This is a genomic window from Kiloniellales bacterium, from assembly GCA_030066685.1.
Lineage (GTDB): Bacteria > Pseudomonadota > Alphaproteobacteria > Kiloniellales > JAKSBE01 > JAKSBE01.
The window spans coordinates 1-15,584 of sequence record JASJBF010000031.1 but is presented as its reverse complement, the minus strand read 5'-3'; the positions used below and the strand labels follow the sequence as shown (position 1 = coordinate 15,584).

Genomic DNA, 15,584 nt, shown 5'->3' with positions numbered 1-15,584 from the left:
GAGAGGGGTGCAGAGAGAAACGAGATCGGCAACCTAAGGCCGCAGCCTTTACGTGGCGTTAAGGCCGCGGTCCGAGGCCGCGCCAGCCTTTGCGACCAAGCTCTCGGTCGGGGCCTCAGTCGCCCGGGAGAATCGCGGGCTGTCGCTCGCGCCGCAGCGCGGCGTAGGAGTTCGCCAGGACCGCCCCGACCACGACGGTGCCGCCGAGCAGGGTGGCCGGGCTCGGCACCTCGCCCAGGGCGAGCCAGACCCAGAGCGGCGCCAGGACGACCTGCAGGCGGCCCAGCAGCGCCACCTCGCCGGCCGGCACGTGGCGGGTGCCCAGCGCGATCAGGACGTACTGGAAGCCGAGCTGGACCACCCCGAGCAGCATCGCCAGCCCGAGGTCGTGTGCCGAGATCTCCAGGTCCGGCGCCATGACCCCGCAGCCCAGCATCGCCAGCAGCCCGGCAAGCGCCGCGGCCGGCAGCATGTCGACCCGGCGCCGGGCGCGCAGACAGACCAGGGTGACGCCGTAGCCGACCACTGCGACCACCGCCAAGCCGGCGCCCAGCGGCCCTTCCCCGTCCAGCCCCTCGCCCATCATGACCCCGATGCCCAGCATGGCCACTGCGATGGCGGCCAGGGTCGAAGGCGCCACCCGCTCGCGCAGCGCCAGCCAGGCGATCAGCGCCGCGACGAAGGGCGAGGCGCTGCCGATGAAGACCACCTTGGCGACGCTGGTCTCGATGAGCGCGAAGATGTAGGCGGTGAAGGCGATGGCGAGCGAGCAGGCCGCGATCAGCCCCGGCCGCCCGATCTCCCGGCAGGCCCGCAGGCTGCGCCCGCGATGCCGCCAGACCAGGAACCCCAGGATGAAGACCAGGAAGCTCGCCTGGCGATAGAACTGCAGCTGCCAGCCGTCCGCCTCTTCGACCAGACGCACAAGAATTCCGGCCAAGCTTGTAAAAAAGCTGGCCGAGATGACGCAGGCCAAGCCGAAGACGTGGTGGTCGTCTGGATCCTTTGCGGGACGTTGCACTCTCTTCGACCAGCAGTGCCGCCTCGCCCTTCGACAAGCTCAGGACGAGGACCAAGATCTAGCCTCATACTGAGCCTGTCGAAGCGTGAGCGCGGCGTTCTATGGGTTTCGACGCTCAGATATCCGCGTAGCAGTGGGTCTCCGCCGCGCCGCCCGGATGCGTGACGCAGCCCTTCTGGGCAGAGCCGACGGTCTGGGCGAATTTCCACAGGGCGCCGGACTGGAAGTCGTGCGTGCGGGGCTGCCAGGACTTGCGGCGTTCCTCCAGCTCGGCCTCGGAGAGTTCGACGCCTATGGTCCCGGCCTCGGCGTCGATGGCGATCATGTCGCCGTCCTTCAGCAGGCCGATGGGCCCACCCAAGGCCGCCTCGGGGCCGACGTGGCCGATGCAGAAGCCGCGGGTCGCGCCGGAGAAGCGGCCGTCGGTGATCAGCGCCACCTTGCCGCCGGTGCCCTGGCCGTAGAGCGCCGCCGTGGTCGCCAGCATCTCGCGCATGCCCGGGCCGCCGCGGGCGCCCTCGTAGCGGATGACGATGACCTCGCCCTCCTCGTAGTTCCGGTCCTGCACGGCCTGGAAGGCGTCCTCCTCGCAGTCGAAGACCCGGGCCGGCCCGCGGAACTGCAGGCTGGGCAGGCCGGCGACCTTCACGATCGCCCCCTCGGGCGCCAGGTTGCCCTTGAGGCCGACCACGCCGCCGGTGGGCGTGATGGGGTTGGAGACCGGGCGCACGATGTCCTGGTCCTCGGGGAAGACGACCTCCGCCAGGTTCTCGGCGATGGTCCTGCCGGTCACGGTGATGCATTCGCCGTGCAGCAGGCCGCCGTCCAGGAGGGCCTTCATCAGGACCGGCACGCCGCCGATCTCGAAGAGGTCCTTGGCGACGTAGCGCCCGGCCGGCTTGAGGTCGGCGATATAGGGCGTCTCCTTGAAGATCTCGCAGACGTCAAACAAGTCAAAGTCGATCCCGGCCTCGTGCGCCATGGCCGGCAGGTGCAGGCCGGCGTTGGTCGAGCCGCCGGAGCAGGCCACGACCCGGGCCGCGTTCTCCAGCGACTTGCGGGTCACGATGTCGCGCGGCCGCAGGTTGTCGGCGATCAGCCGCATGACCGCCTCGCCCGAGGCCTCGGCGTAGGCGTCGCGGGATTCATAGGGCGCCGGCGCGCCGGCCGAGCCGGGCAAGGCCAGGCCGATGGCCTCGGAGACGCAGGCCATGGTGTTGGCGGTGAACTGGCCGCCGCAGGCCCCGGCCGAGGGACAGGCGGCGCATTCGATCGCGCGCAGCTCCTCGTCGTCGATGGTCCCGGCGGCATGGGCGCCGACCGCCTCGAAGACGTCCTGCACCGTGATGTCCTTCCCGCGCAGGCGCCCGGGCAGGATCGATCCGCCGTACATGAAGACCGCCGGCACGTTGAGCCGGATCATCGCCATCATCATGCCGGGCAGGGACTTGTCGCAGCCGGCCAGGCCGACCAGGGCGTCATAGCAGTGGCCGCGCATGGTCAGCTCGACGGAATCGGCGATGACCTCGCGGCTGACCAGGGAAGACTTCATGCCGGCGTGGCCCATGGCGATGCCGTCGGTCACCGTGATCGAGGTGAACTCCCGCGGCGTCCCGGCCGCCGCCTTGACCCCCTGCTTGACCGACTGGGCCTGGCGCGACAGGGCGATGTTGCAGGGCGCCGCCTCGTTCCAGCAGGTCGCCACCCCGACGAAGGGCTGGGCGATCTCCTCGTCGGTCATGCCCATGGCGTAGTAGTAGGAGCGGTGCGGCGCCGAGGCCGGGCCGACCGAGACGTGGCGGCTCGGCAGCTTGGACTTGTCGAACTTGGGCGTCTTGGCGTCGAGCGGCATGGTCGTCCCTCCCCTGAAAGCGGTCCCCCAAACGGGGCAAAAGCGCCGAAAATCGCAGGTCGCGGCGGTCTTTTCCTTGTTTGCCCGGCAGGATATCGGCCAGGATAAGGGCTCACCACCGCTTTTTCAGCAAGCGTGGCCTGCGTGAGGCAGGGATGGATGACGGCGGCTAGGCTGTTCCTTCCTTCAGGAGGCTGAAGACAGAACCCGATGCGGTGCTTCAACGAATACGCCCACCTCAGGAAGGTGGGCCTGCGGACGCCCGAGGAGGCCTTCCGCAGCGAGGCGCGGATCGCCGCGCAGTGGCGCGACCTGGGCTGGCGCGGCCCTCCGGATCTCGAGGCGGCAATCCGGGAGTTCGACGGCCTGGTGACCGCCCTCGCCGGCAGCGGCGCCGAGCCGGTCTTCCTGCCCGGCACCGATGACCTGACCCTGGATTCCCTCTACGCCCGGGACTCCGCCATCGCCACCAAGCAGGGCGTGATGCTCTGCCGGATGGGCAAGGCGGCGCGCCGAAGCGAGCCAAAGGCGGTGGGCGACGGCCTCAGGGCCGCCGGCTTCACGATCGCCGGCCAGGTCGAGACTCCCGGCCTGCTGGAGGGCGGCGATTTCGTCTGGCTGGACGACCAGACCTGCGTGGTCGGCCTGACCTACCGCAGCGACACCGAGGGGGTCTGGCAGCTCAAGGGCCATCTCGGCGACGGCACCGAGCACATGATCCTGGTCGACCTGCCACACTACAAGGGCCCGGACGACGTCTTCCACCTGATGTCGATCCTGAGCCCCCTGGACAAGGACCTGGCCCTGGTCTTCTCGCCGCTCATGCCGATCTCCTTCCGGCGCAAGCTGCTGGACCGGGGGATCGAGCTGGTCGAGGCGGCCGAGGAGGAGTTCGAGACCAAGGGCTGCAACGTCCTGGCCCTGGGCCCGCGGCTCTGCCTTGCGGTGGACGGCAATCCGCAGACCCGCCGGCGCCTGGAGGCCGCGGGCTGCGAGGTCCTGGTCTACGAAGGCCGGGAGATCACCCAGAAGGGCGACGGCGGCCCAACCTGCCTGACCCTGCCCCTGGAGCGCGACGACACCTGATTTTCGGCCCGGCGGGCCATCCTGGAGCGGGATGACGTGAAGCCAATCCGGCTTCATGTCTGAATTTCGATCAATTTCAACAGTTTAGAGATCGACTCGTACAAGAGGTCGCTTCGACCTCATGTCATCGTGCTCTGGGCCTCGTCTCGGCGCGGCTTTCGGTCTAGAGTCCGCGCGCCTATGTGACGACTGTCCGGATCAGGTAGAGACGCTCAATCAGGTAGACAGGGGGATCCGCTTGTGTTCAGGACCATTCTTTGCGCGATCGCGCTGATTTCGCTTCCCATGACCGGGGCCGCCGCCTTCGAGGCGACCGAACTCGCCAAGCTGAAGGCCGGCGGCGGCTGCCCGCGCTGCGACCTGACGCGGGCGGACCTCAAGGGCATGAACTTGAGCGGCCGGGACCTCCAGGGCGCCGATCTCTCCTCGGCGCAGCTTCAGGGCGCCAACCTGACCCGCGCCAACCTCAGATCGGCCAAGCTGGAGCGGGCCGATCTCTCGGAGGCGATCCTGCGCAAGGCCTACCTAGACGGCGCCCGCCTGACCGGCGCCAAGCTGCACGGCGCCAGCTTCTACAAGGCCGAGGCCGGCGTGGCCCCGCCGAACTTCGCCGGCGCCGACCTCGAAGGCGCGCAGGGCTACAAGGCCCAGTTCGGGGCCGCGGATTTCCGCGGCGCCCGTATGCAGGGTGCCAGCTTCTACAAGGCCGACCTCAAGGGCGCCGACCTGCGCGAGGCGGACCTCTCCGGCGCCAGCTTCATCGCCGCCGACCTGAGCGGGGCCGACTTCAACGGCACCACCTTGGAGAGCACCCTGTTCTGGCGCGCCACCCTCGACGAGACCAAGGGCCTGGAGTTCCGCTGAGACCTCTCGCGGTCAGACCGCCCGCAGGCGGTCGACGCAGGGGCCGAGGATCCAGTCGACCACCGCCGAGACCCGCGCGGTCTTGCGCAGCTCCGGGTGGACCACCATCCAGACGTCGCGGCTGACCACCGGTTCCGGCCCCGAAAGGCACCTCAGCGCCTCCTGGCCCTCGCCCAGGAGCCGGGGCAGGACGGCCCGGCCCAGACCGGCCGCCGCGAGATAGCGCAGGGCGTCGGCCTGGTTGACGCAGACCACCGGCGCCTCCCCCGGCGCGAGCTGCTTGCGCAGCCAGACCGCCTCGGGCACGTGGCTCAGCTCCTCGTCGTAGCTCAGCCAGGGCAGGTCGTGGGCCGCTTCACCCAGGGCACGGGCCGCGTAGACCCCGTAGTCGAGGACTCCGACCTTGCGCAGGCGGTCGCTGCCGTCGCTGGGCCGGCCCAGGCGCAGGGCCAGGTCGGCCTCGCGCCGAGTCAGGCTAAGGTTGACGTTGGAGCCGGTCAGCTCGAGCCGCAGCTTGGGATGTTCGCGGAGCAGCGCCGGCAGGCAGGGCCCTAGCAGGTGGTTGACCAGCATGACCACCGAGGTGACCCGGACGCTGCCCTCGAGCGACTGGTCCTGGCCCGCCACCTGCCCCTCCAGGGCCAGGATCTCGCGCTCGATGGCCTCGCCGTGGCGGATCGCCAGCTCGCCCGCCGCGGTCGCCGTGTAGCGGCCGTCGATCCGGTCGAAGAGCCGCACCCCCAGGGCGGTCTCCGCGGCCTGGATCCGTCGGCCGACCGTGGTCGCGTCGATCCTCAAGCCCTTGGCCGCCGCCGCCAGGGTGCCGCCCCGCGCCACGGCGAGAATCGGCCGCAAATCATCCCAATCCAGCATGACTGCAAATTCGCAGGTTCTTCAGGCGGGTTCAACCCTTTACCGGCATCCGTGCCCGCCTGATCCTCTTCAGCGTCGACTTGGCCAGGTCTGAGGAGTACGGCAGATGACGCGAGTCATGACTTTGCTCGAGATGGCCGGCGCCCTACGACAACCAGCCGCGCTGTCTCGTGCCACGGTGGTCGTCATCGATGCCCAGAAGGAGTACGACGGCGGCGGCCTCGCGCTGCCGGAGCTGCCGCCGAAGACCGCGGAGATCGCCGCGCTGCTGGCGCGCGCCCGGAGCTGCGGGACGCCTGTGATCCACGTCCGGCACCTGGGCCAACCCGGCGGCCTCTTCGATCCCCAGGGCGAAGGCTCGGAGTTCCTGGCCGCCGCCGCACCGCTGGCCGGCGAGACCATCGTCGAGAAGCACCTGCCCAACGCCTTTGCCGGGACCGGGTTGCAGGGGCAGATCCGCCGCCTGGGCCGCGACGAGCTGATCTTCGTCGGCTTCATGACCCACATGTGCATCAGCTCGTCGGTGCGCGCGGCCTTCGACCTCGGCTATGCCTGCACCGTCGTCGCCTCGGCCACCGGCACCCGGCCCCTGCCCAAGGTCGGCAGCGCCGAGGCCGCCCTGGCCGCCGAGACCGTGCACGAGGCCGCGCTCGCCGGCCTCGCCGACCGCTTCGCGATTGTCGCCGAGGACGCCGCCGCTATTCAGGACTGAGCCGCCGCCGCCCCGAGGATTCAGGCCGGTCCCCCGGTCAGGCGCTCCAGGGCCGCGGTGAGCTTGGCCCGCTTCTCGACCAGGGCCTCGCGGCGCTGCTTGTTCTCCTCGACCACCTCGAGCGGCGCCTTGGCCAGGAACTGCTCGTTCGACAGCTTCTTGTCGAGTTTGGCGAAGTCCTGGTCGAGGCCGGCGATCTCCTTCTTGAGGCTCGCCGCCTCCTTGCCGACGTCGATGACCTCGGCCAAGGGCAGGACCGCTGTCGCGCCGTCCACCAGAAGCGGCACCGAGCCCTGCGGTGCCTCGCCGTCCAGAGGCTTGATGTCGCTCAGGCGCGCCAGGCGCTGCACGAAGCCGCGATACTCCGCCAGACGCTCGGCGATGCCCTCGCCCTCCGGCCGCAGAAGCAGATCGATCTTGGCACCGCCCGGGACGTTGGTCTCGGAGCGCAGGGAACGGACGTCGCGGATCAGGGCGATCACCCAGTCCAGCTCGTTGTTCAGGGCGGAATCGACCAGGCGCGGGTCCGGCTCCGGCAGCCGGCGGGAGATCAGGTCGCCGGCCTCGGCGCCGCCGAGCTGCTCCCAGAGCTCCTCGGTGATGAAGGGCATGAAGGGGTGTAGCAGGTGCAGGATCTGCGCAAGGGTCCAGGCCATGGCCGCCCGGGTCTCGGCGGCCGCGGCCTCGTCGTCGCCGGTCAGGACCGGCTTGGAGAACTCGATGTACCAGTCGCAGAACTCGTGCCAGGTGAAGTGGTAGAGCAGGTCCGCCGCCTCGTCGAAGCGGTAGCTGTCGACTGCGGCGGTCAGCTTCTGCATGGTCACCGTCGCCCGGCCGACGATCCAGCGGTTGATCTTGCCGCTGCACCCCGAGGGATCGAAGCCGGGGTCGAGCGCGGCGCCGTTCATCAGGCAGTAGCGCGAGGCGTTCCAGAGCTTGGTGGCGAAGTTGCGGAAGCCTTCGATGCGATCGGTGTCGAGCTTGATGTCCCGGCCCGGCGACAGCAGGGCCGCCAGCCCGAAACGCAGCGCATCGCAGCCGTATTTCTCGATGGTCTCCAGGGGATCGACCACGTTGCCGGTGGTCTTCGACATCTTGCGGCCGAACTTGTCGCGGATCAGGCCGTGGATGTAGACGGTCCGAAAGGGCACCTCGCCCCGGAAGTGCAGGCCCATCATCATCATACGGGCGACCCAGAAGAAGATGATGTCGAAGCCGGTCACCAGCACGTCGCCCGGATAGTAGCGCTTCAGCTCCGGAGTCTCCTCGGGCCAGCCTAGGGTCGAGAAGGGCCAGAGCGCCGAGGAGAACCAGGTGTCCAGCACGTCCTCGTCCCGGCGCAGCTCGGTTGGCGTGCCGTAGTGGGCCTCGGCGGCGGCCAGGGCGGCCGCCTCGCTCTCCTCGACGAAGATCTCGCCGCCCGGGCCGTACCAGGCCGGGATCCGATGGCCCCACCAGAGCTGGCGCGAGATGCACCAGGGCTGGATGTTGCGCATCCACTCGAAGTAGGTGTTCTCCCACTGCTTGGGCACGAACGCGGTGCGGCCGTCCTCGACCGCCTCGATGGCGGGCTTGGCCAGGGTCGCAGCATCGGCGAACCACTGGTCGGTCAGCCAGGGCTCGACCGCGACCTTCGAGCGGTCGCCGTGGGGCACCGTGTGCAGGTGCTCGTCGACCTTCTCCAGCAGGCCCCCGGCCTCCAGATCGGCGACGACCCGCTCGCGGGCCGCATAGCGGTCGAGGCCACGATAGGTCTCCGGCACGTTGTCGTTGAGGACCGCGTCCCGGTCGAAGATGTTGACCAGATCCAGGTTCTGGCGGCGGCCGACCTCGAAGTCGTTGAAGTCGTGGGCCGGGGTCATCTTGACCGCGCCCGAGCCCTGCTCGGGATCGGCGTAGTCGTCGGCCACGATGGGCAAGCGACGGCCGACCAGCGGCAGGATCGCGTGCTTGCCAACCAGGTCCTTGTAGCGGTCGTCCTCCGGATGCACCGCGACCCCGGTGTCGCCCAGCATGGTCTCGGGCCGGGTCGTGGCCACGACGATGAAGCGGCCCGCCTCGCCTTCGATCGGGTACTTGAAGTGCCAGAGCTTGCCCTGGGTCTCGACCTGCTCCACCTCCAGGTCCGAGATCGCGGTGTGCAGCTTGGGGTCCCAGTTCACCAGCCGCTTGTCGCGGTAGATCAGGCCCTGCTTGTAGAGCTCGACGAAGACCTTGCGCACCGCCGCGGAGGGGCCGTCGTCCATGGTGAAGCAGGTCCGCGGCCAGTCCGCCGAAGCGCCGAGGTGGCGCAACTGCTTCAGGATGGTGCCGCCGGAGTCCTCCTTCCAGGCCCAGACCCGCTCGAGGAACTTCTCCCGACCGAGGTCGCGCCGGTGCAGGCCCTCCTCATCGAGCTGGCGCTCGACCATCATCTGAGTCGCGATCCCGGCATGGTCCATGCCCGGCTGCCAGAGCGCGTCGCGGCCGGCCATGCGGTGGTAGCGGATCAGGATGTCCTGGATCGTGAATGTGAGCGCGTGGCCGATGTGCAGGCTGCCCGTGACGTTCGGCGGCGGCATGATGATCGCATAGGGCGCCTCGTTGGAGTCGGGGCGGGCGGCGAAGGCGCCCTGCTCTTCCCACTGCTTGTAGCGCTTGGCTTCGACCTCTTTCGGCCGATAGGTCTTGTCCAGCATCGCTGAACCGTCCTTCCGAGAATTCGCTTGAGTTCTGATGCGGGTCACATCGAAACGGGCAGGCACCGCGGGGGTGCCTGTCCCGGAACCGGATCCAGAGGCTCTCGCTTCGGGTGCCGGCGCCCCGCGGCCCTAGTAGTCCTCGGACCGCCGCCGCAGCCGCTGGATCTCCTCGCGTACGATCCGCTCGACCAGGGGCTCCAGGTTGGCATCGAGCCAGGCCTTGAGGTGCGGGGTCATGGCGTCGAGGACCAGCTCCTCCAGGGTGCGGTTCATGCCCAGCGCGGTCGCCGCGCCGCCCTGGCCGCCGGTGCTCGATCTCGCCGCGCGCGAGAGATCGCCCAGCGCCGCAATGGCGCCGGCGGCCGTGTTCGACGAGATCAGGCCGGAGTCGGACTCGTCGCCGCGAGACCGGTAGTCCGGATGGCTGCTTTCTTTCCTGTCGGCCAAGTTCTGCTCCTCTCCTCCGGAGTCCGCCTGCGCTTGCGCTCCGGCCATGTTCGCTTCTGCCTGCATCACCGCCTGGAAGGGATCCCGCCCGGCCCCTCTGGGATCGGCCTCCTCGCCGCCACCGCCGAGACTCTCTTCGACGGCGGTCCTGATGTCGTCGGGGATTCCCTGCCCCGGCGTGATCTGCTCTTGCTGCTCCAGTCCGGCCAGCAGGGCCGCCGTCTGGTCCTCGGGGCTGAGCGGCGGCGCCTCGGGCTCGTCTTCCAGGATCTTGGCGGCCTGCGCCTGCGCCGCCTCGCGGGCCCGAGCCAGGATCTGGTCGATCTCCGTCAAGGCATCGTCGTCCTCGTCCGGGGCCGACGCTGCGCCGAGCTGGTCGACGAGTTCGAGCGGCGCTTCGGGCGCCGGAGACGCGGCCAGCGGCGGCGCCTCTTCGGCAGCCGTGGGCTCGATCGCCTGGGGCTCGATGGCCTGGGGCTCGATGGCCTGGGGCTCGATGGCCTGGGGTTCGATGGCCTGGGGTTCGATGGCCTGGGATTCGATGGCCTGGGGCTCGAGAGCCTGGGGCTCGACGGCCAGAGGTTCGGGCGCCGGAGCCTCGAAGGGCTCCGGCATCTCGCTGGCCTCCGGCGCTTGCGCCTGCGCGGCCTCCATCTCGGCCTGCTGTTCGGCCAGCGCCTGGATCTCGGCCAGGGCATCCAAGGGCGAGAGCGGCTCCTCGAGCGCCTCCTCGACCTCGACGGCCTCCTCCGCGGCGGCCAGGACGACATCTTCTTCCGGTTGGGCCGGCTCGGCCGCCGGGGCCAGTGTAGCGGCGTCGTCGCTTTGATCCTCCGCCGGCGCCTCGCCGATCACGTCGTCCAGGGCCCGCGCCAGGCCTTCCATCGTCAGCTCGACGTCGTCATCGCTCGCCGCCGCCGGCTCGGTGACCGCAGGGCTGAGGCCGCGGGCCGACTTCGCCTCGTTGAGGTCGACGACCTCGCCTTGCTCCGTGACCATCTGGGTGAGATCGAGAATGTCCTCCTCGGCCTCCGGCTCCGGCTCGCCCTTGGGCAGGGCCGAGAAGACGTCGCTCGGGGCCTCGGCCGCCGTTGCCTCGACGGCCTCGGCCTGCCCCTCCCCCTCGCCTTCGCCCTCTTCTCCGTCGGAGATGATCCGCCGGATGGAGGCGAGTATCTCCTCCATCGAGGGTTCGTTCTCTGGATTCGCGTCGGTCATGTTCCTCTGCCCAAACGCCCGAAAGGCCGGTCCCTTGAACGGCGGGCCCGTCCCTTCCTCGTCGTCGCAGCAGGCCGGGCAGCGCTATCCTTCAGTATCCTGAGCCAGGCGCTGTCGTCCCGAACCACCGGTCCTTAACCGTCCCATAATCGGACTCTGCGTCGTAGATTTCAACGGGCAGCGCAATTTCGGTGGCGGTCAGGCGCCCGACGGCGCTGAGAACGTCGTAGCTCGCCACCACTTCGTCCCTTTCGGAGCGCACCAGTTCGACCTGCGAATCGAGCAGTTCCTGCTCGGCATCCAGGATGTCGAGGATGGTTCGGGCGCCCACGGCGTTCTCTTGGCGCACGCCTTCGAGGGCGATTTCGTTGGACCGCACCTGGGAGGTGAAGGACTCGATCTGGGCCCGGGCGGTGGTCAGGCGCTCCCAGGCGCTGACGGCCTCCTGCTCGGCGCGCCGGCGGGCCTCGTCGATCTCGAGGCGGCGCTGGCCGACGACCTGCTTGGCCTCGCGGACCCGGCTGTAGACGAAGCCCGATTGGTAGAGCGGCACGGTAACCTGGGCCAGGATCTGGGCCTGGTCGCGCTCGAAGTCCGAGCCGTCGAGGTCCTCGCTCCGGCTCAGCGAGCCTTCCAGGGCGACGGAGGGCAGGAGCTCACCGATCCTCACCCGGACCTCGTCGCGCGCCGAGCGTTCCGCGAACTCGGCAGCCTGAACGTCCGGGTTTTCGACCCGCGCCTGGCCGACGATGTCGTTCAGGTTGCTGGGAATGTCCTCCAGGGTCGGCGGCCGCGCGAGCGAGACCGGCTCCAGGCCGATGACCTCGCGAAAGACGGCCCGGGTGGCCGCCAGGTTGCCTTCCGCCTGGATCCGGTCGGCGGTGGCCTGGGCGAGGCGCGCCTCGGACTGCGCCACGTCGGTGCGGGTGATCTCGCCGACCGAAAAGCGGTCGCGCGAGGCCTCGAGCTGCCGGGTCAGCACCTGCTCGTTGTTGATGGTCAGGCGCAGCACCGCTTCGTCCCGCCAGACGTCCATGTAGGAGGCGACCGCATCGAATAGCACGTCCTGTTCAGTCGACCTGAGGCGCTGCCGCTCGGCACGGATGTCATTTTCGGCCCGCCGCGTTCCGGCCACGGTCCGCCCGCCGCGATAGAGCGGCTGCTGGACCACCACCTCGGCATCGAAGGGAGTCGTGCTATTCTGTTCTTCGCTGTTGTCGCTGTCCACGTACTCCTGCCCCACGGTCGTGTTGACGGTGACCGTCGGCCGCCAGTTCGAGAGCTCCTGCGGGACCTGCTCGTTGACCGAGCGAAGCTGGGCGCGCGCCGCGCGCAAGGTCGGGTTCTCTTCGTAGGCGGCCGAAAGCGCCTCCTCCAAGGTCAGCGCCCGCGCCGGGCCGGACCAGGCTGCCAGGGCAAGAGCGACCCCCAACAGGGTGATCGTCGCGCGCGCGCAGCCGTTCAGCGTCTCGTCCGTTGAGAACCAAGTCATGAGAGTCCGTGCCCCCCGAGGCAGTCGTGAGCGGAAGCGACGATACTATATACCGGAAATCGTTAGGGTTAAGTTATCGATAAATGCCCGGCTGCGCCCGGCGCCGAAGCCTTCAGAAGACGAACCCCGGCGCCCTGGCGAACCCGGGAAGCAGCCGGACCGCCGCGTCGAAGAGCACCCGGCGCGAGGACTGGCCGCCGCTCCTGCGGATCAGGACCGCCTGGCCAGTATGCGCCTGCGGCGCCATGACGGTGACCAGGCGGCCGCCTTCCGCGACCTGGGAGAGGACCGCCTCCGGCACCTCGGTGACGGCGCCGCCGAGCAGGATGACGTTGTAGGGCGCCTGCTTGCGGTAGCCCTCGGTCAGCTCGCCCGCGACCACGACCGCATTGTCGATGCCCAGGTCCTGGAGGGTCTGGTTGGCTTGATCGCGCAGCGCGGCATCGCTTTCCAGAGCCACCACGGTCCCGGCGAGCCTGGCCAGGACGGCGCTGGAGTAGCCGGTCGTGCAGCCGACGTCCAGGACCACGTCGCTGGCCTCGATCTGGGCCGCCTGGAGCAGCCGGGCGAGCACCAGGGGCTCCATCAGATAACGCCCCGGCGCCACCTCCAAGTCCTCGTCGACGTAGGCCACGCGGGCCCGCGCCTCGGGCAGGAACCGCTCGCGCGGGACGGCTGCAAAGGCCTCCAGGACGCGGGCGTCCGTGACCTTGTTGGTCCGGAGCTGGCTGTCGACCATGTTGCTGCGGGCTGTCGCGAAGTCGAACATCTTGGCTGCCCACCCTGCTTTGCCGTGGTTGCCTGTTCTTGTCCCGGAACGCCCCAGCGGGCTCTCTCGGGCCCGGGCTCGCTCGGGATCCAGCGCTTTATAGAGAGCCCCGTTGAGGATGACAATCGCCGCTCCGCGAAGCCCGCCGCCCGCCCGGCGCGCAGCGCGGTCCGGGCCGCCTTGACCCGATACCGGGCGGGTTCTATACCTCCGGCCCTGCGCTTTCCTTGGCCCGGTGGCAGAGTGGTTATGCAGAGGCCTGCAAAGCCTCGTACGTCGGTTCGATTCCGGCCCGGGCCTCCACCGCCGCAAAGCCTGGCCCTCGCCCTGGTGGCCCCGCCACCGCAGCCCCGCCCTGTGCCTCTTCCAGGCCCCCAAGGTTGCCGGTTTTGCGGAGTCGCCGACGGCGTCGCGAGCCTCGCCTAACCGCGGCGGGAAAGAGGCGCCGTCGCGGCCCGCTGCCCGCGGCTGCCCCGAAAAGCCATATACGCCCTTTGCCGTATGCTCAAGAATCCGCGGAATCCTGCGCGTGACGTCACAGTCCTTGCTGCGATTCATGAAGTGTTAACCATGTTCGTGCGGAAATCCCTGGGTGGAATTACTCACGGATATTAACGAAGCATAAATAATCTTTGAAATCCCGCGTGAACCCTTTAATCTTACGTTAAGGGTTGGGGAGCGTAGCAGGTAGCAGACGCCAGAAGCGGAAACCGGGCGCGGTCGAGAGGGGAAGTACTCGGATCGTTGGTTCCCGCCAGGAAAGCGACGGAAGCGTGCCTCAACACGGTGGCTGAATGCCCGGCGGGTCGGGCGGCACACCGGACTGGCCTCCCTCGGTGGACCTGCCGAAAGCCGGGGGCGAAGGACGCGCAAGTAGTGGAGAGAAAGATGAAGATCGGCGAGGAGCTGACGGTCAACATCAACATCAAGGGCAAGGTGATTGGCCGCACCTACGAGAAGGATCCCAAGCTCGATATCCTGACTCCCTGGGGTGTCCTGAACGCGATCCCCTTGTCCGTGCTGGAGCGGGGCCAGGCGAAGGGTGCCCTGCCGGCCAACGTTTCCATGGTCCCCCAGGACCTCTGGCAGAACCGCAAGACCGGCTGAATAGGGCCGCAGCGGCCAGCCGGGCCGCGGGACGACGAGGGTCCGGGAGCGGCTCGGCGGCAAGGAGACCGGCCTTCGAAGCAGAAATCCCAGGCGCGCGCGACGACGGCGCGCCTTTCTTCTTGCCGGACCCGGATCCGGGGTGATCGCGGCGCCGGAACGAATTGCAGGGCCGGCGCGACTTTGCTATAACCCCGCGGTCTTGAGACCGCCGCCGAACGTCATCGGCGGGACAGCTGGCGGTCCCTGATCCCCGGTAGCTCAGTTGGTAGAGCAAGTGGCTGTTAACCACTGGGTCGCTGGTTCGAGTCCGGCCCGGGGAGCCAATTTTAACAAGGGCTTGGGAGATAAACTCCCAAGCCCTTTTCTCTTGAGATCCTGCTGTGGTCCCACCATGGTCCCACCGAAACGAAGGCTTGAGCCTGCTGCAAGCTTCATGATGTCCTCCAAGGCGATCGCAAGAAGTCTAACGCCGCGATCGCGGACCACCGTGTCCCCGTTAAGCTTCTTGCCCTAATAGGCCATGCTCATCGCGGAACCAATTCCCTCGAGGCTGTGCGGGCGTCCGACATCGGCCTGTTTCTAAAGGTGCCGGCAATGGCCTTCCGCAGCATTGCGGGCCGGTTTGCTAAACCGAATAGAGCCTTCACCGAAGACCACTGTCCGTCATCGCGCATTGGGGAATCTGCGCTTTTGAGCCTGGCCGCAATAGCGCCGTAACCTTTTTTTACGCCCCTTCCCCTCTTTTCGGTACCAATTCGGGTGCCGAAATTTGGGGCCAGGCACGACCACCAAAGCAGATAATGGGGCGCCCCAGAATGCTGCTCTGCGGCGCACTGACCTTTGTCCAGGGGCAATCTTCGAATCCTCGAGCCAAATGACCTTCGGCACGCATGCTATGGAGTTGACCGTTAGGAAGCCGTCTTGAGCGCCGGGACGGGCATGAAGGCGGCCAGGATGGCGGCGAGGATTTGGGTCAAGAGAGCGCTCAGCCATCTGAGGACGAGGCGGAGGTTGTGGCCGACGGCGGTGAGGACGGCGTTGGCCTGGTCGCCATGGCGGCCCTTTAGGTAGTTGCGCCCGAGATGGCCGTCGGTCTTGAGGTGGCCGATGACGGCCTCGATGGCGGCTCGACGCCGGAGTTCCTTGCGGATCACACCATGGACACCACGCTTCTGGCCTGAGCGGTAGACCCGGAAGGGGTTGGGCGCGTCGTGGCCGCGATAGCCCTTGTCGACATAGACCCGTTTGATCTCGCCGCCGGTCAGCGCCTGGGTCTCCTTGAGGACCTCCGCCAGGGTGTGGCCGTCATAGGGGTTGCCGGGCAGGGCCTTGGCATGGACCACGAACTGACCGCCCGGCGCGCGGGCGTTGGTGGTGGCGATCGAGACCTTGACGCCGAACTCGTAGGGTCGGTGCGCCTTTCCCTTGCCGATGCACTCGACCTCCGGGGCGTGCAGCG

12 protein-coding genes and 2 tRNA genes are annotated in these 15,584 nt (G+C 68.5%); 6 read left to right on the top strand and 8 right to left on the bottom strand.

Annotated features, from left to right (window positions below):
• Positions 1-115: 115 nt before the first annotated feature.
• Both QNJ30_17260 and ilvD read right to left on the bottom strand, forming a co-directional pair.
• Positions 116-1,021: a DMT family transporter gene (locus QNJ30_17260; GenBank protein ID MDJ0945219.1), complete on the bottom strand. Its 906-nt coding sequence runs from the start codon at positions 1,019-1,021 to the stop codon at positions 116-118.
• 115 nt (positions 1,022-1,136) lie between these two features.
• Positions 1,137-2,873, bottom strand: coding sequence for a dihydroxy-acid dehydratase (ilvD, locus tag QNJ30_17255; GenBank protein ID MDJ0945218.1), 1,737 nt, complete (start codon positions 2,871-2,873; stop codon positions 1,137-1,139).
• Between the two features lie 210 nt (positions 2,874-3,083).
• Between ilvD and QNJ30_17250 the strand changes: the two genes are divergently transcribed.
• Both QNJ30_17250 and QNJ30_17245 read left to right on the top strand, forming a co-directional pair.
• Positions 3,084-3,959: an arginine deiminase family protein gene (locus QNJ30_17250; protein MDJ0945217.1), complete on the top strand. Its 876-nt coding sequence runs from the start codon at positions 3,084-3,086 to the stop codon at positions 3,957-3,959.
• A gap of 240 nt (positions 3,960-4,199) precedes the next feature.
• The gene (locus QNJ30_17245) at positions 4,200-4,823 is read left to right on the top strand and encodes a pentapeptide repeat-containing protein (GenBank protein MDJ0945216.1); all 624 of its coding nucleotides are present in this window, start codon (positions 4,200-4,202) and stop codon (positions 4,821-4,823) included.
• A 12-nt stretch (positions 4,824-4,835) separates the two neighbouring features.
• Here the strand turns inward: QNJ30_17245 and QNJ30_17240 are convergent, their stop codons facing one another.
• The gene (locus tag QNJ30_17240) at positions 4,836-5,696 is read right to left on the bottom strand and encodes a LysR family transcriptional regulator (GenBank protein ID MDJ0945215.1); all 861 of its coding nucleotides are present in this window, start codon (positions 5,694-5,696) and stop codon (positions 4,836-4,838) included.
• Between the two features lie 106 nt (positions 5,697-5,802).
• Here QNJ30_17240 and QNJ30_17235 point away from each other — a divergent pair, with 106 nt between their 5' ends.
• Positions 5,803-6,408 (top strand): cysteine hydrolase family protein, encoded by a 606-nt coding sequence (locus QNJ30_17235; GenBank protein ID MDJ0945214.1) that lies wholly within the window; start codon positions 5,803-5,805, stop codon positions 6,406-6,408.
• Between the two features lie 20 nt (positions 6,409-6,428).
• Here the strand turns inward: QNJ30_17235 and QNJ30_17230 are convergent, their stop codons facing one another.
• The 4 genes from QNJ30_17230 to QNJ30_17215 form a co-directional block, all read right to left on the bottom strand.
• A complete protein-coding gene (locus QNJ30_17230) occupies positions 6,429-9,086 on the bottom strand; it encodes a valine--tRNA ligase (protein ID MDJ0945213.1) in 2,658 nt (885 codons plus the stop codon).
• A gap of 132 nt (positions 9,087-9,218) precedes the next feature.
• On the bottom strand, positions 9,219-10,754 hold the full coding sequence (locus QNJ30_17225; protein ID MDJ0945212.1) for a DUF2497 domain-containing protein: 1,536 nt from the start codon (positions 10,752-10,754) through the stop codon (positions 9,219-9,221).
• A 91-nt stretch (positions 10,755-10,845) separates the two neighbouring features.
• Entirely contained in the window at positions 10,846-12,246 is a 1,401-nt protein-coding gene (locus tag QNJ30_17220; GenBank protein MDJ0945211.1) for a TolC family outer membrane protein, read from the bottom strand.
• A gap of 112 nt (positions 12,247-12,358) precedes the next feature.
• Positions 12,359-13,015, bottom strand: a complete 657-nt coding sequence (locus tag QNJ30_17215) for a protein-L-isoaspartate O-methyltransferase (protein ID MDJ0945210.1) — start codon at positions 13,013-13,015, stop codon at positions 12,359-12,361.
• 229 nt (positions 13,016-13,244) lie between these two features.
• Here QNJ30_17215 and QNJ30_17210 point away from each other — a divergent pair.
• From QNJ30_17210 to QNJ30_17200, 3 genes are all read left to right on the top strand, one after another.
• A tRNA-Cys gene (locus QNJ30_17210) sits at positions 13,245-13,318 on the top strand.
• Positions 13,319-13,903: 585 nt separating this feature from the next.
• Positions 13,904-14,122, top strand: a complete 219-nt coding sequence (locus QNJ30_17205) for a hypothetical protein (GenBank protein MDJ0945209.1) — start codon at positions 13,904-13,906, stop codon at positions 14,120-14,122.
• A 250-nt stretch (positions 14,123-14,372) separates the two neighbouring features.
• Positions 14,373-14,448: transfer RNA gene (locus tag QNJ30_17200), tRNA-Asn, on the top strand.
• A gap of 585 nt (positions 14,449-15,033) precedes the next feature.
• On the opposite strand, the gene QNJ30_17195 is transcribed toward QNJ30_17200, so the two are convergent.
• The coding region (locus QNJ30_17195; GenBank protein ID MDJ0945208.1) for a transposase at positions 15,034-15,584 on the bottom strand (551 nt) is incomplete at its 5' end.